Origin of the sequence: Curtobacterium sp. YR515, assembly GCF_900113095.1 — a bacterium.
GTDB lineage: Bacteria > Actinomycetota > Actinomycetes > Actinomycetales > Microbacteriaceae > Curtobacterium.
Map to the genome: position 1 here is coordinate 620,814 of NZ_FOOD01000003.1, position 20,583 is coordinate 641,396.

Here is a 20,583-nt window from a genome sequence, read left to right on the forward strand (position 1 = left end):
TGGACGCCCCGGCGTCGCGCCCTGCACCGAGCCGGCGGCGACCTCGATCGGCGTGCCGAGGACGCCCGCGACACGACGGCTGCACCCCCGCGCGGATATCCACGATCCGCGATGTCGGCGGTACGATCGCCGCACCATGGCGCGCGGGTGGCGGCTGTACGGCGCACCGACGGTCGCTGCGGTCGTCGGTGGGTCCGCCACGGCCGTGGCCTGGTGGCGGCTCGGCCCGGTGACCCGCGGGACGGTGTGGGCCGAGGACGGCGGGGTGTTCCTCCGCGAGCGGCTCGCACTCGGCCCCGGCGCCGTCCTGGAGCCGTACGCCGGGTACCGCCACCTCGTCCCGCGCATCGTCGTCGACCTCGCCTGGCTCCTGCCCGTCGAGCGGTACGCGGTCGCGGTGTCGGGCCTGTCCTGCCTGGTCGTCGGGGTCGTCTGCGCGCTCGTGTTCCTGCTCTCCGGCGACGTCGTCCGGCCGTGGCCGCTCCGGGTCCTGCTCGCCGCGGTCCCCGTCGTCCTGCCGCTCGCCCCCGTCGAGATCAGCGGCACCGCGGCGAACCTGCACTGGTACGTGCTCGTCCTGGTGCCGTGGCTGTACACGCACCGTGCCCGGACGTGGTGGGGAGCGGTGGCGCTCGCCGTGGTCACGGCCCTCGGCGTGCTCAGCGAGGTCCAGGCGACGCTGTTCCTCCCGCTCCTGCTGGTCGCCTGGCTCCCGCTGCGACGCACGGCGACCGGACGGGTGGACCTCCGCCCGCTGCCGGTCACCCTGGCGGCGGTGCTGGGCAGCGCGGTGCAGGTCGCGACGGCGCTCACGGATCCGCGAGCGTCCCGGCCGGGCGACCCGGGCGCCTCCGACGTGCTCGCCGGGTACCTGCTCCAGCCGCTCGGGGGCGCGTGGGACCGTCGGGCCGGTGTCGTCGCGGAGACGGTGCACGCGCACGGGTGGGGAGTGGTCGTCCTGCCGACCGTGCTGCTGGTGGTCGTGCTCGTGACGGCCGTCGTGCTCGGCCGGGGGCGTGCGCGGTGGGTCGTGGTCGCCCTCGCCGGAGGCTCCCTCGTGGTGTGGTGGGCAGCGCTCGTGGCGAACGGGTCGGCGGTGCAGGACTGGGTGGCCCTCGGGCCGGCCGCGCTGGCGGCGGGGCCGCAGCGGTACGCGGCAGCGTCCGGGCTGCTGCTCGTGTCGGGAGCGGTGGTGGCGGCGTCCGTGGTCATCGGGCCGGTGGGGCTGCCAGGAGGCGCGGGTCGGCCCGGTGCGGGTCGGTCCGGTCCGACAGTCGGCCGGTCGGCGGCCGCGGGCCGGCTGGTCGCGGTCGTGCTCGCGTGGTGCGTGGTCGCCGCGGTGGTCGTCGCCGCCGTCTGGAACGCCGCTCCGGGGACGACCCGGCGGAGCGCCGGCCCGGTCTGGTCCGCGCAGGTCCCCGCAGCCGCCGAGGCCTGTCGCGCCGACCCGACGCTGCCGTCCGTCGTGCTCCGGACCGCGCCGTGGCGGGCCGCGGTGCCGTGCGACCGCCTGGTCGAGCGGCCGTGACGACGGGACCGGTGTCGGGGGCCGGGGCGGGCTCGGGTCAGCGGCGCGCGGGCGTCCGGAACTCGCGGCGGGCCGGGGGCGTGCGGGGACCGTCACCGGCGGACACGGGCTCCTCGCCGACGAGCACGATCCGGGTCTTGATCGCGATGAGGGCGAACAGGACCCAGTTGCCCTGGTAGAGCAGTCTCGACTCGGCGACCGACTGCACGAGCAGCGCCACGACGACGAGCAGCGGCAGGAGCGACACCGGGTCGAACGGGCGGGGGGAGAGCGACGCGTCGTAGCCGATCCGGGTGGCCGAGGCCCACGACCGGCTGAGGGTCGTGACCACGTAGACCACGAAGATCGCCAGCCCGATGACACCGGTCTGCATCCACACGTCGAGGTAGGCGTCGTGCGCCTGCAGGTAGGTCACGCCCTTGCGGTGCGCGAGGTCCGCGAGGGTCGGGATGCCCGGCCACCAGTAGCCGATCCACCCCCAGCCGACGACGGTGTGCTCCTGGATGAGCCCGATGACCCGCTCCCAGATCACGCCGCGGCCGGTGGCGTCCGAACCCTTGCCGAGCAGCTCGGACACCTGGCCGCGGGCGAGGAACCCGAGCACGGCGACGACCACGGCCCCGACGGCGACGGCGAGGTAGCGCGGGGTCCGTCGTTCGGTCGGGACCCGGCGGATCCAGAGCGCGACGGCGAGCGCGACGAGGACGACGAGCCCGGCGGCCAGCACGGTCGAGGAGCGGGTGAGCGCGAGGACGACGAGGGCCACGACGGTCCAGCCGATCGCGCGGTTGCGCCGGAGCCGCCCCTCGGCGTACTGGACCGCGACGGCGATCACGGCGAGGAGCGCGACCATCGCGAGCAGGTTCGCGTTGCCGGGGAGACCCTGGATGCGCCCGCCGGTGAAGAGCTCGGCGCGTGAGAAGTAGAAGGCGTCCGGGATCTTCCGGTCGCCGTAGTCCGTCCACGCCGGTGCGATCGGGTGCCGGAGGACGACCGCGACGAAGGCCTCGAAGAGCAGCGACCCCATCAGGACCCAGCGCAGCGCGAGGCTCAGCGCGTCGGTGATCCGCCGCCACGTGAGGGTCGAGGCGATCGCGAAGGCCGCGCCCGCGCAGATCACCTGGACCGTGAGGCTCGAGACCGTCGCGAACCGCCAGTGCGACCACACGACGGACACCAGGCACCAGGCGAGGAAGAGCCAGAGCGCACGCGGTGTCCGGGTGAGCGGCGGGCGGGCCCGGACGATGATCGTCGTGGCCCAGACCCCGGCGGCCGCCCAGAGCAGTCCGGCGCCGACCCACGTGAGCGTGTTCGGCACGGCGTCGCCGGCGAAGAGCACGAACAGGATCGTCGCGCCGAATGCGAACGCCTCGCGCTCGGGCACGGATCCGCGCGCCAACGGCCAGGTGTTCGTCACGACGCCAGGGTACCCGGGGAGCGCACGTCGACCGCCGATAGGCTCGTGCGCATGTTCCTCGGCATCACGAACACGCCCCGCGACTACGCCTGGGGATCCGTCACGGCCATCCCCGAGCTCCTCGGCCGGACCGTCACCGGCGCACCGCAGGCCGAACTCTGGCTCGGCGCGCACCCGGGCAGCCCGAGCGTCGTCGTGAACCCGGCGATGGTCGGCGGCGCGGACACGCTCCTCGACTGGATCACCGCGGAGCCCCGGGACGCCCTCGGACCGGACCGCACGGGGCTCCCGTTCCTGCTGAAGGTCCTCGCGGCCGCCGCTCCGCTCTCGCTGCAGGCCCACCCGACACCCGAGCAGGCGCGCGAGGGATTCGAGCGCGAGGAGGCGGCGGGTGTCCCGATCGACGACCCGGCCCGCAACTACAAGGACCCGTTCCCGAAGCCCGAGCTCGTCGTGGCGCTCAGCGAACGCTTCGAGGCGCTGAGCGGCTTCCGCCCGGTGGCCGAGACGCTCGCCGACGTCGAGACGCTCGACGCCGGGTCCGGTCGGCTCGGCCCCCTGGTCGTGCACCTGCAGCACGGGCTCGAGGACACGGTGCGGTGGCTCGAGACCGGCGACTCCTCGGCGCAGGCCGTCGTGCAGGCCGTGAGCGACCTCGCCGCTGCGCTCCCCGACGACGCCGTCACCCCGAACACCGCGACCGTGCGTGACCTCGGCACGAGCTACCCGGGCGACCCCGGCATCGTGGTCTCCCTGCTCATGCACCGCGTGACGCTCGCCGCGGGTGAGGCGATGTACCTGCCGGCCGGCAACATCCACGCCTACCTCGACGGGCTCGGCATCGAGCTCATGGCCCCCTCCGACAACGTCCTGCGCGGCGGGCTCACGCCGAAGCACGTCGACGTCCCGGAGCTGCTGCACGTCCTCGACTTCACCGCGTACCCGGCACCCGTCCTGACCCCCGAGTCGGTCGCCGCCGGCGTCGAGCGCTTCGCGCCGGACGGCGTCGGGTTCGCGCTGCTCCGCGTCACGGGGGACGGACGCCCGGTCGGCCTGGCCTCCGGCGGGGTCGCGCCGCTGCACGGCCCCTCGATCGCGATCTGCACGGCGGGCGCGGTGACGCTCGTCGGAGCGCAGTCCGCGACGCTGCTGCGCCAGGGGGAGTCCTGCTACATCACCCCCGACGAGGGCGACGCCACGGTCGAGGCCGACAACGGCAGCGGTCTGGCGTCGACGGTCTTCATCGCGACGGGTGCGTGAACCCGCAGCGCGTGGCGGTCTGACGCCGCGCCGGTTCCGCTAGCGTGGCCAGCATGAGTTGGCTGGTCACCGGCGGCGCCGGGTACATCGGGTCCCACGTCGTCCGAGCACTGCGTGCGGCGGGCATCGACACCGTCGCGTTCGACGACCTCTCGAGCGGCTTCCGGGCGTTCGTGCCCGAGGACGTGCCGTTCGTCGAGGGCACGATCCTCGACGGCGAGCTGGTGGCCCGGACGCTGCGCGAGCACGCCGTCACCGGTGTGGTGCACGTCGCGGGGTTCAAGTACGCGGGTGTGTCGGTCGAGCGACCGCTGCACACCTACGAGCAGAACGTCACCGGCATGGCGACGCTCCTCCGGGCGATGGCGGAGAACGGCGTCACCAAGGCGGTGTTCTCGTCGAGCGCCGCCGTCTACGGCACGCCGGACGTCGACACCGTGGTCGAGGACACCCCGAAGGCGCCGGAGTCGCCCTACGGCGAGTCGAAGCTCATCGGTGAGTGGCTGCTGCGCGACATGGAGGTCGCCGCGGGCTTCACCACCACGTCGCTGCGCTACTTCAACGTCGTCGGGTCGGGGGAGCCGGACCTGTACGACGCCAGCCCGCACAACCTCTTCCCGCTCGTCTTCGACGCCCTGCTCGCCGGTCGCACGCCGCGGATCAACGGCGACGACTACGCCACGCCCGACGGCACCTGCGTGCGGGACTACATCCACGTCGCCGACCTCGCGCACTCGCACGCGGTCGCCGCGCAGAAGCTCGAGGCGGGCCAGACCCTCGAGCGCGCGTACAACCTCGGCAGCGGCGACGGGGTCAGCGTCCGGCAGATCATGGACGCCATGGCGAAGGGCACCGGCATCGCGTTCGAGCCCGAGATCGCGCCGCGACGCGCCGGTGACCCCGCGCGGATCGTCGCGACGGGCGAAGCGGCTGCGCGTGACCTCGACTGGGCGATGCGCCACACGCTCGACGAGATGGTCACGAGCGCCTGGGAAGCCCGGCGCCGCATCGGCTGACGGGCCGTCGCGGCCGGCTGAGGGGGCGTCAGTTGTCCCCCGAAACCCCGACAGACCGGCCGCGACACGCCCGTACGGGGGACATGACACGCCGGAACCGTCAGTGCCTTCTATGATCCGCGACTTGACTCTCGCGAATGACACCGCTGTAATTACAGGCAACGACAGCGATCGTTGTGGTCCCGTTATCGAGACGTCAGGGGTGATCAGGGTGAACGGTTCCGACTTCCACGCCGGAGTACCGGAGGACTGGCACGTCGACCCCGTGTCGCTCGGCGTCCCGGGTGTCCGGCGTCCGGAGACCGACGACGAGGAGAACCCGCTCGCCTGGCAGGTGGACTCGCTCTGCGCGCAGACCGACCCCGAGGCGTTCTTCCCCGAGAAGGGCGGCTCGACGCGCGAGGCCAAGAAGATCTGCACCTCGTGCGAGGTCCGGGCGCAGTGCCTCGAGTACGCGCTCGAGAACGACGAGCGCTTCGGCATCTGGGGCGGCCTGTCCGAGCGCGAGCGCCGCAAGCTGCGAAAGCGCGCCTGAGCGCGCACCTGGCCGGTCCAGGAGGCACGGTGCGCGTCCGACGCGCACCGGTCGTTGATGGCTCCCACAGGTTCACGGCGCGCCGCCGTCCGCAGGCCGAGCCGCGCCTCCAGACCGTAGAGTGACGCCCGTCATGCAGCCCAGAGTCACCGCGATCCTCGTCGCCGCCAACGGGGCGGACCACCTCGACCGGACCCTGGACGCGCTCGCCGCCCAGACCCGTCACCCCGAGAACCTCGTCGTCGTCGACCTCGGGTCGACCGACGGTTCGACCACCGACCTCTCGTTCGGCGGCTCCGCCGAACTCCTGCGCCTGCCCGCCGGTCGCCCCTTCGGCGAGGCGGTCGCCCGCGGCGAACGCGAGGCCCCGCCCGCGGTCGCGGACGAACCCGTCGACGAGTGGCTCTGGCTGCTCGGCCACGACAACGCGCCGGCGCCCACCGCCCTCGCCGACCTCCTGTCCGCGGTCGAGATCGCGCCGAGCGTGGTCGTCGCGGGGCCGAAGCTCGTCGACGTCGACGACCCGTCGCGGCTCCGGGCGTTCGGCGAGAGCATGACCCGCTTCGGTCGGTCGATCGTCCTCGTGCAGGACGAGCTCGACCAGGGCCAGCACGACCGGAACACCGACGTGATGGCGGTCGCCGCCGGCGGGATGCTCGTCCGACGCTCGGTGTGGAACGAACTCGGCGGCTTCGACCCCGCCCTGCCGAACGTGGACGCCGCGCTCGACTTCTGCGTGCGCGTGCGCCTCGCCGGACACCGTGTCGCCGTCGTGCCCGAGGCCCGCGTGACGAGTGCCGGGCCCATCGAGGAGTTCGGGCGCAAGCGGGTCTCCGAGGGGCGGCGCGTCCGGATGCACCGGCAGGCGCAGCTGCACCGCCGGATGACCTACGCGTCCGCCGGGGTCCTCTGGATCCACTGGCTCACGCTCGTGCCGTTCGCGATCGGCCGCGCGATCGGGCACCTCGTCGCCAAGCACCCGGCCGCGGTCGGGGCCGAGCTCGCCGCGGCGTTCTCGGTCGCCTTCGGCGGCGGGACCGGACGCTCGCGCCGGGTCCTCGCACGCGGCAAGAAGCTCGGGTGGGCGGCGGTCGAGCCGCTCCGCGTCAGCTGGCGCCGGGTGCACGAACGGCGGACCACGTCGCGCGACGTCGAGCTCGCCCGGGTCGAGGACGCACCGATCGCCCGGGCGTCGTTCCTCGGCGACGGCGGCATCTGGGTCGTCCTCGCCGCGGCGGTCCTGAGCGTCGTGACCCTGTACCCGTTGCTCGGCTCGCCGGCGCTGACCGGCGGCGGGCTCCTGCCGCTGAGCACCGACGTCGCCCGGCTCTGGCAGAACGTCGGCTACGGCTGGCACTCGATCGGCACCGGGTTCACGGGGCCGAGCGACCCGTTCGCCGCGGTCGTCGCCGTGCTCGGCTCGATCACGTTCTGGTCGCCGTCGACCTCGGTCGTGCTCGGGATGCTCGTCGCGTTCCCGCTCGCCGCGCTCGGCGCCTGGTTCGCGGTGCGGAAGCTGACGACCCGCACCTGGGTGCCGGTGATCGGCGCGGCGCTGTACACGATCGCCCCGACGCTCGTCGGTGCCGTCACGAGCGGGCACCTCGGCGCCGTGATCGCGCACGTCCTCCTGCCCTGGCTGTTCCTCGCCGTGCTCGAGGCGCACCGCTCGTGGGCCTGGGCCTCGGGCGCGTCCCTGCTCTTCGCCGTCATCGCGGCCTCGGCGCCGTCGCTGCTGCCGGTGCTGCTGCTCGGCTGGCTCGTGTCGCTCGCCGTCGGGTGGCGTCGTGCGCACCGTCGGGTGTTCATCCCGGTGCCGGCAGCCGTGCTCTTCCTGCCGCTCGTGCTCGCGCAGGTCGCCCGCGGCAACGTGCTCGCCGTCTTCGCGGACTCGGGCGTGCCCTCGGCCACCCGCGCACCCTCGGCCTTCCAGCTCGCCATCGGCCAGCCGGTGCCGGACTGGAGCGGTTGGCTGCCCACCACGTCCGGGCTCGCGCTCGCCGCCTGGATCCTGCCGGTCCTCATGGCGGTGCTCGCGCTCCCGGTGGCCGTCGCCGCCATCGGTGCGATGCTCGGCCACCGCTGGGCCCTCGCGGGAGCCACGCTCCTCATCGCGCTGGCCGGCTTCGCCACCGCGTTCGCCGCCACCCACGTCACCGTCACCGGGGTCGGGTCCACGACCACGATCATCTGGCCGGGCAGCGGGCTGAGCGTGTACTGGTTCGGCATCGTCGCTGCCGCCTGCATCGGGATCGACGTGCTGCCGCGGATCGCCCCGGTCGCGGGACTCGTGACGACCGTGGTCGCCGCCGTCACGGTGGCACCGGCGTTCGGGGCGTTCTACCTCGGCAACGCGGTGATCCAGCCGACCTCCGGCCGGGTGCTCAGCGCCTACGTGAACGCCGAGGCGCAGGCCAACCCCGACGTCGGCACTCTCGTCGTCGACCCGCAGGACGACGGCTCGCTCGCGGTGTCGCTCGAACGCGGTCAGGGCTCGACGCTCGACGACCAGACCACCCTCGACTCGACGGCACTCACGCTCAGCCGGTCCGGTGCGCAGCTCGCGACCCTCGCCGGCAACCTGGCGAGCCGGAGCGGGTACGACCCCGAGCCCGCACTGCGGCAGCTCGGCGTGAGCTTCGTCCTGCTCGACGACGCCCCCGACGGTTCCTCCGCGCAGGCGGTCCACGACCGTGCAGCCGGGGCGATCGGCCAGAACGCGCTGTTCACGAGCATCGGTGAGACGACGAGCGGCCAGCTGTTCCACTACGAGGGCGACGTCGACCGCCCGTCCACCGGGTCGGCCGGGGCACAGGCGACGCACGTGCTCTACCTCGTGGTCCTCGGGGTCGTGTTCGGCGCCGCGGCACTGCTGGCGGTGCCCACCGCGCCCCGTCGACGCCGTGCCACCTCGAACGTCATCGAGGCCGAGGAACCCGCCACCACCTTCGACGAGGAGCGCGACGAATGAGCCGTACCCCCGCCTCCGTCCGCCGCTGGGTCGTCCGCGGCACGGCGACCGCGATCGCCGTCGTGGTCGCCGCCGGAGCCGTCACCGCGGCGCACGCCCTCGGGACCGACACCGACCCGGGTCGCCCCGCGGGCAAGACGGTGACACCCGTCCCGGCCGACGCCGAGCGCGTCTGCGCGGGCAACGCGCTCCGACTCTCGGACGACGCCGGCAACGACGCGACGAAGGCGAGCACCGTCGGCTCGGCCACCGTCGCCACCGCGACCACCGGGTCGAGCGTCGAGCGCTCCGGCCTCGACGACTCCGCGACCGGCGGGAGCAAGCCGCGCCTCCTGACCGCTCCGGCGGGGGACACCACCCCGCAGGTCGCCGGCAGCAGCTACCAGAGCGTCGCGAGCGGAGACGTCGTCGGCGTCGGTGCCGCGTCGTGCGACGACCCGAGCCAGTCCACCTGGCTGGTCGGCGGGTCCACCGAGACCGGCCGCACGAGCCTCGTCACGCTGTCGAACCCGACCGACGTGAACGCGACCGTCGACCTGTCGATCTACGACGGCTCGGGCACGGTCAGCGCTCCCGGCACGACCGGCATCGTCGTCGCGCCGAACACCCAGAAGGTCGTCCCGCTGTCCGGGTTCGTCTCCGACCAGGGCTCGACCGTCGTGCACGTCGAGTCCTCCGGCGGCCAGATCGTCGCCCACATGCAGGAGTCCATCGTCCGCACCCTCACCCCCGGTGGGTTCGACATCATCTCCGGCGGTGCGGCGCCCTCGACGTCGCAGATCATCCCGGGCGTGGTCCTCGAGGGTGCCCAAGAGGCCCAGCGCGGCGACGACACGGCCGACGCCGCACCCATCGTCCGGCTGTTCGTGCCCGGCACGAAGGCGGCCCGCGTGACCCTCGGCATCACCACCGCCGACGGGGGCGGGTCCACCGTGAACGCCACCGCCGAGCCCGGTGTCGTCACCGACGTCACGCTCGACGACTTCCCGGACGGTCGCTACGCCTTCACCGTCACGTCGACCGAGCCGCTCGTCGCCGGCGCCCGCACGACCACGCCCACCTACGACGGACGCACGGACGTCGGGTGGTTCGCCTCCGCCGACCCGCTCGGCGAGTCCACCATCACGGCGGTGGCGCCCGGTGAGAACCAGCGCCTCACGCTCGTCAACCCGACGCGCTCCGACGCCGACGTCACGATCCGCTCCGGCGACGAGACGCAGGACGTGCAGGTCGTCGCCGGTGGTGTGCGCACCGTGGTCGTCCCGGTCGCGAAGCAGCTCGAGCTGCAGGGGACCGAGGGGCTCGTCGCCGGCGTGACGTACATGGGCGACGACGGCATCGCCGGGTTCCCGGTGCGGGCGGCGACCGAGGTCTCGACGCCGGTCCGGGTCTACCCCTGAGCCCCGGCGCGCTGCGTCACCAGTGGCGGTAGCGGTCCGGCGCCAGGTCCCACGGGTCCTTGTCGATCAGCTCGCCCACCGCGCGGAACACCGCGGTCTCGATGATGATGCGCTTGTCGGTGTCGTCCTTCTCGGGACTGCGGGTGACCCGCTCCACCGGGACGCGGAACACGGTCACACGGCGCTGCTCGCGGTCCACCCGCCACCGGGGCATGTGGTCCGGCAGGGTCGAGTCCGTCGGCATGTCCGCGACCTGGAACACGACGCCCTCGAGCTCGGCCGGCCAGAGCCCGAGCAGGTAGTGCGCGGTGTCCCCGACGATGCGGTCGAACGTCTCGGCGCGGGTGATGATCGGCGCGAGGTCCGGACCGGTCACGCTGGACCGTCCGCCGCGTCCGTGCCGGGACCGACCGCGGCCCCGGTCGACGGGTGTGACGAGACGAGTCCTGCGACGCATCCCCACATCGTACGCGGCGCGGGCGGTGCCGCCCTGCTCCGATAGGGTCGGTGGCGGTATGGACGTGAGGATCTGCAGCAAGGTCGCCTGTGGCGCGAGCGCCTCGGCGACCCTGACGTACGACTACGGGGACTCCATGGTCGTCGTCGGCCCCCTCTCCACCCGCGTCGAACCCCACGGCTACGACCTCTGCGCCCGCCACGCGGCGCAGCTCCGCGTCCCGCGCGGGTGGCAGGTGGTGCGGCGCGAGCCGCTCCGTCGGGACGCGGACTGACGCGGTCGGGTCCGGTCCTCCACAGGGGGATCCCTGGAGGCGCGGCTCACGGCACCGACGTCGGCTGAAGACCCGCGCCTCCCGGCGTGGAAGACTGGGCCGCATGCCCACCGAAGCCCGTACCGCAGCACCGTTCCGCGTCGCCGACCTCGCCCTCGCCGAGGCGGGGCGCCACCAGATCCGCCTCGCCGAGAACGAGATGCCGGGGCTCATGTCCCTGCGCGAGGAGTTCGGCGCGTCGCAGCCGCTCGCCGGCGCGCGCATCGCGGGCTCGCTGCACATGACGGTGCAGACGGCCGTCCTCATCGAGACGCTCGTCGCGCTCGGGGCGCAGGTCCGGTGGGCGAGCTGCAACATCTTCTCGACGCAGGACGAAGCCGCCGCGGCCATCGCCGTCGGCCCGACCGGCACGCCTGAGTCGCCGGCCGGCGTCCCCGTGTTCGCGTGGAAGGGCGAGACGCTCGAGGAGTACTGGTGGTGCACCAGCCGGATCTTCGACTGGTCGGCCGAGGCCGGAGCCGCCGGTGCCGACTGGATCGGCCCGAACCTCATCCTCGACGACGGCGGCGACGCCACGATGCTCGTGCACACCGGCGCCGATGCCGAAGCCGCCGGCCGTGTGCCCGATGCCGGGGCCGACGCGAGCACCGAGTGGAAGATCGTCCTCGACACCGTCGCCGCCTCACTGCAGGAGTCGTCGGACCGCTGGACCCGCATCGCGGCCGACATCGAGGGCGTGACCGAGGAGACCACCACCGGCGTGCACCGCCTCTACGAGCTGTCGCGCACCGGCGAGCTGAAGTTCCCGGCGATCAACGTCAACGACTCCGTCACGAAGTCGAAGTTCGACAACAAGTACGGCATCCGGCACTCGCTGCCCGACGGGCTCAACCGGGCGACCGACGTGCTGATCGGCGGCAAGGTCGCGTTCGTCGTGGGCTACGGCGACGTCGGCAAGGGTGCGGCCGAGGCGCTCCGCGGGCAGGGCGCCCGCGTCATCGTCAGCGAGGTCGACCCGATCTGCGCGCTGCAGGCCGCGATGGACGGGTACCAGGTGGCGCGCCTCGCGGACGTCGCCGACCAGGTCGACATGGTCGTCACGTGCACGGGCAACCTCGGCGTCGTCGGTGTCGACGAGATGCTGGCACTGAAGCACCTCGCGATCGTCGCGAACGTGGGGCACTTCGACAACGAGATCGACATGGCGGGCCTCGAGTCCCTGCCGGGCGTCGAGAAGGTCGAGATCAAGCCGCAGGTGCACGAGTGGCGTCTGCCGACGGGTCGGTCGATCCTCGTGCTCTCCGAGGGGCGGCTCATGAACCTCGGCAACGCCACGGGGCACCCGTCCTTCGTGATGAGCAACTCCTTCACGAACCAGGTGCTCGCCCAGATCGAGCTGCACACCCGCCGCGCCGAGTACCCGACGGGGGTGTACGTGCTGCCGAAGCACCTCGACGAGAAGGTGGCGCGGCTGCACCTCGACGCGCTCGGGGTCGCGCTGACCGAGCTCCGGCCGGAGCAGGCGGCGTACATCGGTGTCCCGGTCGAGGGCCCCTACAAGCCCGAGCACTACCGGTACTGACGCGGGCGCGCCGGGCCGCGGCGCGCCCGCGGCGCGCTGCCGTCGCGCGCTGCCGCCGCGCGGCGGGCGCGCTGCCGCACCGCACAACCAAAGTCGCCCGGAACCACGCATCCGCGCGGCTCCGCGTGCTTTTGGTTGTGCGCCGGCAGCCGCCGGCTGCCGCCCGCCGGCTGCCGGCTGCGCCGGTCGGCACCCGGCGCGACCGAGCGCGGCTCCCGGCCCGCGGCCCGCGGCCCGCGCGCCGGGCGCCCGCGGCGCGGGCCCGGCGGCGACGAACCACGTTTCCGACATCGAACCAGCCTCCCGCGCTGGTTCGACGTCGGAAACGTGGTTCGAAAGGCGGACGCGAGCCGCGCCGCCGCGCCGCCGCGGCGCCCGGCGCCCGGCGCCCGCCGCCGCGCGCCCGCGCGTCAGCGCGGGAACCCCGGCGGCCGCGCCGTCGCCACCGCCGACGCCCGGTCGAGCACCGCCGCCCGACCCCGCAACGCGCGCAGGTCCCGCTCCCGCCGCAGTACGACCACCCCGGCGAGGAACACCTCGGGGTGGACCGCCGGCACCGGGTGCGCGTACTCGGCGACCGCTGCCGCGAGGGACCGTGCCGCCGCCTCCCGGAGCTCGGGGCGGAGGTCGGCAGCACCGCGGAAGAACGCCCCGAGCCGGTTCTCGAGCCGCTGCGGCAGCGCCGACACGTCCGCGACCCCGGCCCAGGCGACGAGCTCCGCGGGCATGAGGACCTCGGGGGACCGCTGCTTCGCCGCCCGCTCGTGCTGCACGAACGTCCCGGCGAGCAGGTCCCCGAGCCGCCGCGGACGCGACCCGAACAACGCCACGAGCAGCGCCACGGAGCCGAACGTCATCCACAGCTCGAACAACCCGACGAGGGCACGGGTGAACGCGTGCCGGAACCCGATCGCCCCGCCGTCGAGCCGGACGACCCGGGTGCCGGTCGCGTACCGGCCGACGCTCTTGCCCCGGGTGACGGTCTCGAGCGCCGCCGGGACGAGCACGAGCACGACGACGAGCACGCCGATGCTGAGCGCCGCTGCCCAGGCCTCGTCGAGGTCGCTCGGCCAGACCCGCGACAGGCCGATCATGAGCATCACGTACAGCGCGAGCAGGCAGACCCCGTCGAGGAGCGCCGCCGCGAGTCGCAACGCGATGCCGGCGGGCTGCACGTCGAGTGCGACGGCCTCGCCGACGACGAGCTCGTCGTGGGTGTCGTCGAGCGCGACGACGAACCGACCGTCGGCGAGGTCACGCGGCACGCGGGTCTTCGGCATGGGATCATTCTGTCGGAGACGCACGCCCGCCGCCCGGACGGCACGGACGCGCGAACACCGGAACGAGCGGGGGAGACGCTGTGGACCTGGACGCCTACACCGAGGTGCACCGCGACCGGTGGCAGGAACTCGACCGGCTCGCCCGCACCCGCCACGCCTCCGGTGCCGACGTCGACCGCCTCGTCTCCGGCTACCAGGCGGCAGCGACCGACCTCGCGCGCATCCGCGGCGCCGCCCCGCGCACCGCGGTCGGCGACCGTCTCTCGCTGACACTGTTCCGAGCCCGACTCCGGTTCACCGGCACCCCGGTCGACCCGCTCGCGGCGCTGACGTCCTTCTTCGTGCTGCAGCTCCCCGCCGCCCTGTACCGGATCCGCTGGGTCACGATCTGGGTGGCGGCCGCCACGGCGGCGATCGCCGCGATCACGGCGGTCTGGATCACGATCACCCCGGGCGCCGTCGACACGTTCGGCACCCCCGAGGCCCTCCGGCAGTACGCGACCCGGGACTTCCAGGCGTACTACTCCGACCACGGCCTCGGTGCCTTCACGGCACAGGTGTGGACGAACAACGCGTACATCGCCGCCACCATGGTCGCCTTCGGGATCACCGGCCTCTTCGTGCCGTTCTCGATCGGCCAGAACGCGATCAGCCTCGGTGTCTCGGCGGCCATCCTGCACGACCAGGGCCGCCTCGGCGACTTCTTCCTCTACATCGCCCCGCACGGGCAGCTCGAGCTGTACTCGATCTTCCTCGCGGCCGCCGCCGGCCTGATGATCTTCTGGTCGTGGGTCGCCCCCGGGGCCCGCACCCGCGGACAGGCCCTCGCCGAGGACGGCCGAGCACTCATCACGATCGCCGTCGGCCTCGCCCTGACGCTCCTGCTGTCCGGTCTCGTCGAGGGCACGGTGACCCGGCAGGACTGGCCGTGGCCCGTCAAGATCGGGATCGGCACCGTCGCCCTCGCGGCCGTGCTCTGGTACCAGTGGGTCCTCGGCGGTCGCGCGTACCGCGCGGGGCAGCGCGGCGACCTCGAGGAGTTCGAGCGCGGCACGTCCGCCCTCGTCGCCGACTGACCGACGCCTAGAGCCGTCCGGTCGCCTTCGCGCGGATGTACGCGTCCGCGACGAGGGGCGGCACCTGCTCGGGTGCGGCCCGGACGACCTCGGCCCCGGCGCGGCGCGCCACGTCCGCCACGCCGTCGGCATCGAGGAGCGTGCGTTCGGCGGCAGCGCGTCGGTACACGTCGCGCTCGGCACGGCCCTGGAGGGACGGCACGCGTCCGCCCCGCCGCCCCGGTCCCGAGACCGCCGGGTCCACCGCCCCGCTCGCCATCCGCTCGACGGCCGGGTCCGTCACGCTGGTGACGACGACCGCGTGCCGCCGCGTCAGGCGGGGGAGCACGGCGAGGAGGTCACCCGACGCGCCGACCGAGTCGAGGCTCGACACGAGCACCACGAGGGCCCTGGAGGTGGTGATCGAGTCGACGAGCCCGGGCACCGCCGACCAGTCGGTGGCCGCGATCCCGGGTTCCGCGAGCGCGAGCGTCTCCCCGAACCGCTGCACGACGTCGGTGCGCGTGGCACCGTGCACGCGACCCCGGACGGCGTCGTCCAGCACGGCGAGGTCCACCCGGTCGCCCGCGGCCGCCGCGAGTGCGCCGAGGAGCAGCGCGGACTCGATGAACGTGTCGAGCCGCGGTTCGTCGTCGACCCGTCCGGCACCGGCACGCCCGGCGTCGACGACGACGATCACCCGACGGTCCCGCTCCGGACGCCAGGTGCGCACCACGAGGTCCTGGCGGCGGGCGGTCGCACGCCAGTCGATCGACCGGACGTCGTCGCCGCGCACGTAGTCCCGCAGCGAGTCGAACTCGGTGCCGTGGCCCCGCAGTTGGAGGGTGGTCTCGCCGTCGAGTTCCCGCAGCCGCGCGAGCCGTGAGGGCAGGTGCCGACGCGACCGGAACGGTGGCGTGACGACCAGCTCGGCGGGCGCCACGAGGACGCGTTGGCGTGCGGCGAGCCCGAGCGGCCCGAACGCACGCACGGCGACGCCCGCGGAGGCCCGGCGGCCGCGACGGAACGGGGCGAACCGCATGCGCGCGGTCCGTCGTTCCCCGGCGGGCACCTGCAGGTCGATGCGGCGCGGGGCCTGCCCGGCGGACGGCTCCCACATGTCGCGCACCACACCGCGGAGCGTCCGGCGGCCGTCGTTGGCGAGCACGAGGGTGCCGTCGGCGGTGGTGTCCCGGCGAGCGAGCCGGGGCATCCGCCGCTCGACGCGCACGGCGGTGAGGTCGGCGGCGAGCAGCACGTCGAGCAGGGCGGCCAGCACGACCACGCCCGCCCAGGCCGCACCAGCCCATCCCGTGCCGAGCAGCACGGTGGGCACGATCGCGACGGCGAGGAGCGCGACGAACCGGCCGGAGATCGCCACTAGATCGGCACCCGGACCTGCTCGAGCACCTGCTGCAGCACCCCGTCGGCACCGACGCCCTCGAGCTCGGCGTCAGCGGCCACCCGGAGCCGGTGCCGCCACACCGGCAGGAGCATGGCCTGGACGTGGTCCGGCGTGATCGCGTCGTAGCCGGTGAGCCAGGCCCAGGCCTTCGCGGCGGCGAGCAGGGCGGTCGCACCGCGGGGGCTGACCCCGACCCGGACGGACGGCGCCTGCCGGGTGGCGCGGGCGAGGTCGACGATGTACGCGAGGACGTCGTCCCGCGCCCCGACCCCGCGGACCGCGCGCTGTGCGGCGAGGACCTCGTCGACGCCGAGGACCGGTGCGATCCCGGCCGACCGGACGTCCCGCGGGACGAAGCCGTCCGCGTGCCGACGGAGCACCTGCCACTCGACGTCCCGCGGCGGGACGTCGAGCGTGAGCTTCATGAGGAAGCGGTCGAGCTGGGCCTCCGGGAGCGTGTACGTGCCCTCGAACTCGATCGGGTTCATCGTCGCCGCGACGAAGAAGGGGTCGGGCAGCACCCGGGCGTCGCCGTCGACGCTGACCTGGCGTTCCTCCATGGCCTCGAGGAGGGCGGACTGGGTCTTCGGCGGCGTCCGGTTCACCTCGTCGGCGAGGAGCACGTTCGTGAACACCGGTCCCTCGCGGAACGGGAAGGTGCCCGTCGAGGCGTCGTACACGAGCGAGCCGGTGACGTCGCCGGGCATCAGGTCCGGCGTGAACTGGATCCGCTTCGTGTCGAGCGACATCGCGGCGGCGAGGCTCCGGACCAGCAGGGTCTTCGCCACGCCGGGGACGCCCTCGAGCAGGACGTGCCCCTGCGCGAGGATGCCGACGATCATCCCGGAGACGGCGCCCTCCTGCCCGACGACGGCCTTGCCGACCTCGGCGCGCAGCCGTCCGAACACGTCGCGCAACGGATCACCAGCGGGGGTCGCCTGCGGGGTCTGGGTGGTGGACGGATCGGTCACGGTCGTGCTCCTCGGTGGTCTCGGTCGGTCTGCTGGGCGCCGGTGGTCGCGGCGAGGACGGCACGCTCGAGGTCGTCGAGCGCCGCTGCCCCGGCGGTGAGGGCGCGGTCGTCGGTGGCCGGGCCGCCGACGAGGACCGCCCCGACGCGCCGGTCGGGGATCCCGGTGGCGCGTGCCGCAGCCCGGACGACGTCGTCGACGTGGGCCGACCGGGGGAGCCCGAGCCGGCGTGCCGTGCGACGGAGGGCCGCGATCCGGAGCGTGTCGAGCGCGTGGGTCCGGTCGCCGGTGCGTGCGGCGAGCCGGGCACGGCCCTCGGTGGTCTCGGCGGCACGGACGACGACGGGCATCCGCTCGACCACGAGCGGGCCCAGCCGGCGGCCGCGCCAGACCGCGGCGGCGACGGCGACGAGTCCGAGCAGCACGAGGGCGCTCGGCACCCACGGCGGTGCGAGCGACCCGAGGGTCGGTGCCGCGTCCGACGTGCCGGGGATCGGCGTGTACCAGGTGAGCGTCGCGTCGTCGCCGAGCAGGCCGAGGGCGAGGGCGGCGTTGCCGGCGGTGGTGATCGTGTCGTTCCGGAACGCCGCCGTGGTCCCGACGAGCGTGACGTCACCGGCCGGGGTCGCCGTCCGGACGAGGCCGTAGGCCCGGTCGCCGCCCGAACCGGACGGTGCGCAGAGGTCGGTACCGGTCGGGGCCCGGCCGCCGTCCGGCACGGCGTACCCGGTGCCGCCGAGGGTGACACGCTCGGCCCCGGCAGCGGCCGGGATCGCGCACGAGGCGGTGGACACGGTGTCGTCCCCGCCGACCTGCGTGACCGGCTCGACGTCGAGCCCGAACGCCTCGAGCGTCGCGGGGGCCGTCGACACGAGGACGACGTGGTCCGCCTGCCGAGCGATCCGCCGGGCGACGCCTCGGTCGAGGACACCCTGCTCGTCGTCGACGAACACGGTGCCGTCCCCGATCCGGTCGGCGCGGTCGACGATCCGGACGTCGGTGCCCTGCTGCTCGAGCACCCGCACGAGTGCCTTCGCGCCGCTCGACGTCGCGGAGGTCGGGTCGAGCGGCGCCTGCCCGGGACCGGTCCGCCCGACGACGGCCGTGAGCACGGCGAGCACGGTGCCGACCAGGACGATGGCGACCCAGAAGCCGACGCGGAGCCCACGGCCCGCACGGCGCGGCGACGTCGAGGTCGAGGTCGGGGCTGCTCCCGACGGTGCGGACGGGGTGGCGGTCGCGGTCACGCGGGGACCGCCGGGGTCGTCGTCCGTGCGGGGCGTGCCATCCGGACGGCGTGCTCGGTGTCCAGGACGTCGCGGGCGGTCCGCTCGGTCGCGTCGGCGCCGAGGTACCGCACCTCGTCGAAGGTGGCCGCGGCGCGCTCGAGCCGCGCGGCCTCGGCCGGGAAGACCACGGCCGCCCGGCCGGCGATGGCACGCGCGGTGGCACCGGGGACGTCGGGGACGAGGTCGCGCTCCCCGAGCCCACGGGCGAGGGCACGGTACCCGTCGAGCACGGCGCGGGACCAGTCACCCGCGCGCAGGGCCGCCCGGGCGTCCTCGGCGATGGCACCGGCGGGACGCAGGTCGTCGTCGTCGAACACCCCGCCGACCTGCCCGTCCGGGAGCCGAGCGCGACGCCGGGGGAGTCCGCGGGCGACGACCACGAGGACGACCACCGCGACGAGCACGACGACGGCCGTCCAGAGCAGGGTGTGCGCGACCGCGGGGGAGCCGAGGCCGTCCGCGCGGAGCGAGCCGAGCCAGTCGAGGACCGCGCGCGAGGCACGGTCCCACCACGTCACGTGGGCACCGTCGTACTCCGACCGCTCGAGCTCGCGTTCGAGGAGCCGTCGTGCGTCGTCGGGGTCGATCGTCATGCGCGGCCGTCCGGCGGGTACCGTCCGGGTTCGCCGCCCCACTGCGGCGGCGTCGGGCCGCCCGGCTGCTGGCCGCCCGCTCCCGGCTGCCCCGGCCACGGCTGCTGCGGACCCGGACCGGCCCCCGGCCAGGGCTGCCCGGGCCAGGGCTGCCCCGGCCACGGCTGCTGCGGCCCCGCACCGGCACCCGGCCACCCCTGCCCCTGCCCCGGCCACGCCGGCCGGTCCACCCGCGGCGACGGCGCGAACGGGTCTCCCGGCTGCCCGGTCTCGAGGTGCGACGCGATCCGCTGGTCGAGCGCCTCGGTCCGGATGCGGCGGTCGATCGCCAGGAAGGTCACGACGGACGCGGACAGCACGTCGGTGATGCACTGCACCGCGATCCCGAGCAGGCTCCCCACGACGATCGCCACGAGCCCGCCGACCCCGGCTCCCGACCCCGCATCGGTCTGCCCGAGGGGGTCGAACGTGCCGCCGACGAGCGTCGCACCGATCGTGAGCGGGACCGAGGCGATCGACACCGCGAAGCCGAACATCACCTGCACGAGCAGGATGATGCCGAAGGTGCGCCAGAAGGCTCCGCGAGTGAGCCGCCACGACTGCGCCGCGGCCTGGAACACGGGGCGTCCCTCGAGCGCGATGGTCGGCACGGTGAACGCGAACTTCGTCCCGAGCCAGACGAGCACGACCGTGAAACCGAGGCCGAGCACGAAGAAGGTGAGCAGGAAGCCGCCGATGCCCGACCCGTTGCCGGAGAGCCCGGCGGCGGCGCCGACCAGCACGAGCACGAAGACGATCCCGATGACGGCACCGGCTGCGAGCTGCAGGAGGATCCAGGCGACCACCGACCAGCGTCGTCCGGCGAGGAGCGCCCAGAGCCCGCGGAAGGTGGCGCGCCGTCCGAGGATGCGTTGTCCGGTGTCCGCGGCGACCGGGGCGACGAGGAAGCCGCGCCCGAGGTAGGCCAGGAACGGGAGCCCGATCGACAGCACCAGCCAGAGCGTCACCGATCCGGCGAGGATCGACGTCTGGCCGTCCACGTCGCCGTCGACCGCCGAGAGCATGCGGGACTGGATCGCACGCTGGCCGAACGCACTCGCGATGGTGGAGAGCAGCCCGAGGACCCCGCTGAGGAGCACGCTCCAGAGCAGGAGCACCCGCGCGTTGCGGCGGAACACGGTGAAGGCGCCGCTCAGGACGTCACCGAGCCCGAGCGGTCGCAGCGGGATGACCGGCCGCGACCCGGCCGGCGGCGGCCCCGGCGGCCGACCCGGCCCACCGGCGGAAGGCCCGCTGCCGTACGGTCCACCGGCGGACGGACCACCGGACCGGCCCGGCCACGGGGCGGACGGCTGCTGCCCCGGGGGCTGAGCCGCGCCTCCTGGGCCGTTCTCCCGACCGTCCTGCGGACCGCCGGGCGCCCCCGGTACCTGCCAATCGGACATCGCCGCCCCCTCGTGGTCCCGACCGAGCACGCGGAAGGCGCGGTCGACACCCATCCTGTCGGAAAACGCCGTCGCACGGGGCCTCGGCTATCGTGAGTGGTCAGG

General features: G+C 74.4%; 17 protein-coding genes. 9 read left to right on the plus strand and 8 right to left on the minus strand.

Annotation, left to right across the window (positions count from 1 at the left end):
• The first annotated feature begins 136 nt into the window (after positions 1 to 136).
• Positions 137 to 1,528: a hypothetical protein gene (locus BM028_RS11075; protein ID WP_092386517.1), complete on the plus strand. Its 1,392-nt coding sequence runs from the start codon at positions 137 to 139 to the stop codon at positions 1,526 to 1,528.
• 37 nt (positions 1,529 to 1,565) lie between these two features.
• Here BM028_RS11075 and BM028_RS11080 read toward each other — a convergent pair whose 3' ends face one another.
• Positions 1,566 to 2,945 carry an O-antigen ligase family protein gene (locus BM028_RS11080; protein WP_139219808.1) on the minus strand — a complete coding sequence of 460 codons (1,380 nt, stop codon included), beginning with the start codon at positions 2,943 to 2,945 and terminating at the stop codon, positions 1,566 to 1,568.
• A 51-nt stretch (positions 2,946 to 2,996) separates the two neighbouring features.
• Between BM028_RS11080 and manA the strand changes: the two genes are divergently transcribed.
• The 5 genes from manA to BM028_RS11105 all read left to right on the plus strand — a co-directional run bounded on the left by manA (position 2,997) and on the right by BM028_RS11105 (position 10,127).
• Positions 2,997 to 4,205, plus strand: coding sequence for a mannose-6-phosphate isomerase, class I (gene manA / locus BM028_RS11085; RefSeq protein WP_092386675.1), 1,209 nt, complete (start codon positions 2,997 to 2,999; stop codon positions 4,203 to 4,205).
• 53 nt (positions 4,206 to 4,258) lie between these two features.
• The gene (galE, locus tag BM028_RS11090; protein WP_070418491.1) at positions 4,259 to 5,221 is read left to right on the plus strand and encodes a UDP-glucose 4-epimerase GalE; all 963 of its coding nucleotides are present in this window, start codon (positions 4,259 to 4,261) and stop codon (positions 5,219 to 5,221) included.
• A gap of 202 nt (positions 5,222 to 5,423) precedes the next feature.
• Positions 5,424 to 5,756 (plus strand): WhiB family transcriptional regulator, encoded by a 333-nt coding sequence (locus BM028_RS11095; protein WP_083295294.1) that lies wholly within the window; start codon positions 5,424 to 5,426, stop codon positions 5,754 to 5,756.
• Positions 5,757 to 5,889: 133 nt separating this feature from the next.
• A complete protein-coding gene (locus tag BM028_RS11100; RefSeq protein WP_092386520.1) occupies positions 5,890 to 8,727 on the plus strand; it encodes a glycosyltransferase family 2 protein in 2,838 nt (945 codons plus the stop codon).
• Positions 8,724 to 10,127 carry a DUF5719 family protein gene (locus tag BM028_RS11105; RefSeq protein WP_092386522.1) on the plus strand — a complete coding sequence of 468 codons (1,404 nt, stop codon included), beginning with the start codon at positions 8,724 to 8,726 and terminating at the stop codon, positions 10,125 to 10,127. Before BM028_RS11100 ends, BM028_RS11105 begins: the two co-directional genes overlap by 4 nt.
• A 16-nt stretch (positions 10,128 to 10,143) precedes the next feature.
• Here BM028_RS11105 and BM028_RS11110 read toward each other — a convergent pair whose 3' ends face one another.
• A complete protein-coding gene (locus BM028_RS11110; RefSeq protein WP_254789530.1) occupies positions 10,144 to 10,503 on the minus strand; it encodes a metallopeptidase family protein in 360 nt (119 codons plus the stop codon).
• Positions 10,504 to 10,642: 139 nt separating this feature from the next.
• On the opposite strand from BM028_RS11110, the gene BM028_RS11115 reads away from it, so the two are divergent.
• Together BM028_RS11115 and ahcY are read left to right on the plus strand one after the other, a co-directional pair.
• Positions 10,643 to 10,858, plus strand: a complete 216-nt coding sequence (locus BM028_RS11115) for a DUF3499 family protein (RefSeq protein WP_070418494.1) — start codon at positions 10,643 to 10,645, stop codon at positions 10,856 to 10,858.
• Between the two features lie 103 nt (positions 10,859 to 10,961).
• Positions 10,962 to 12,440 carry an adenosylhomocysteinase gene (gene ahcY, locus BM028_RS11120; RefSeq protein WP_092386524.1) on the plus strand — a complete coding sequence of 493 codons (1,479 nt, stop codon included), beginning with the start codon at positions 10,962 to 10,964 and terminating at the stop codon, positions 12,438 to 12,440.
• Between the two features lie 410 nt (positions 12,441 to 12,850).
• Here the strand turns inward: ahcY and BM028_RS11125 are convergent, their stop codons facing one another.
• The gene (locus tag BM028_RS11125) at positions 12,851 to 13,720 is read right to left on the minus strand and encodes an RDD family protein (RefSeq protein ID WP_071294910.1); all 870 of its coding nucleotides are present in this window, start codon (positions 13,718 to 13,720) and stop codon (positions 12,851 to 12,853) included.
• 80 nt (positions 13,721 to 13,800) lie between these two features.
• Between BM028_RS11125 and BM028_RS11130 the strand changes: the two genes are divergently transcribed.
• Positions 13,801 to 14,796, plus strand: coding sequence for a stage II sporulation protein M (locus BM028_RS11130; protein ID WP_092386526.1), 996 nt, complete (start codon positions 13,801 to 13,803; stop codon positions 14,794 to 14,796).
• Between the two features lie 7 nt (positions 14,797 to 14,803).
• Here BM028_RS11130 and BM028_RS11135 read toward each other — a convergent pair whose 3' ends face one another.
• Genes BM028_RS11135 through BM028_RS11155 form a run of 5 tightly spaced genes read right to left on the minus strand, consistent with a single transcriptional unit; the run spans position 14,804 to position 20,478 of the window.
• A complete protein-coding gene (locus BM028_RS11135) occupies positions 14,804 to 16,156 on the minus strand; it encodes a DUF58 domain-containing protein (RefSeq protein ID WP_092386528.1) in 1,353 nt (450 codons plus the stop codon).
• Entirely contained in the window at positions 16,156 to 17,151 is a 996-nt protein-coding gene (locus BM028_RS11140) for an AAA family ATPase (protein ID WP_374930683.1), read from the minus strand. Before BM028_RS11140 ends, BM028_RS11135 begins: the two co-directional genes overlap by 1 nt.
• Positions 17,148 to 18,398: a DUF4350 domain-containing protein gene (locus BM028_RS11145; protein WP_092386530.1), complete on the minus strand. Its 1,251-nt coding sequence runs from the start codon at positions 18,396 to 18,398 to the stop codon at positions 17,148 to 17,150. Before BM028_RS11145 ends, BM028_RS11140 begins: the two co-directional genes overlap by 4 nt.
• The gene (locus BM028_RS11150) at positions 18,395 to 19,033 is read right to left on the minus strand and encodes a DUF4129 domain-containing protein (RefSeq protein ID WP_092386532.1); all 639 of its coding nucleotides are present in this window, start codon (positions 19,031 to 19,033) and stop codon (positions 18,395 to 18,397) included. The genes BM028_RS11145 and BM028_RS11150 overlap by 4 nt, the downstream gene beginning before the upstream one ends.
• Positions 19,030 to 20,478 (minus strand): glycerophosphoryl diester phosphodiesterase membrane domain-containing protein, encoded by a 1,449-nt coding sequence (locus BM028_RS11155; protein ID WP_139219809.1) that lies wholly within the window; start codon positions 20,476 to 20,478, stop codon positions 19,030 to 19,032. The genes BM028_RS11150 and BM028_RS11155 overlap by 4 nt, the downstream gene beginning before the upstream one ends.
• Between the last annotated feature and the right edge of the window lie 105 nt (positions 20,479 to 20,583).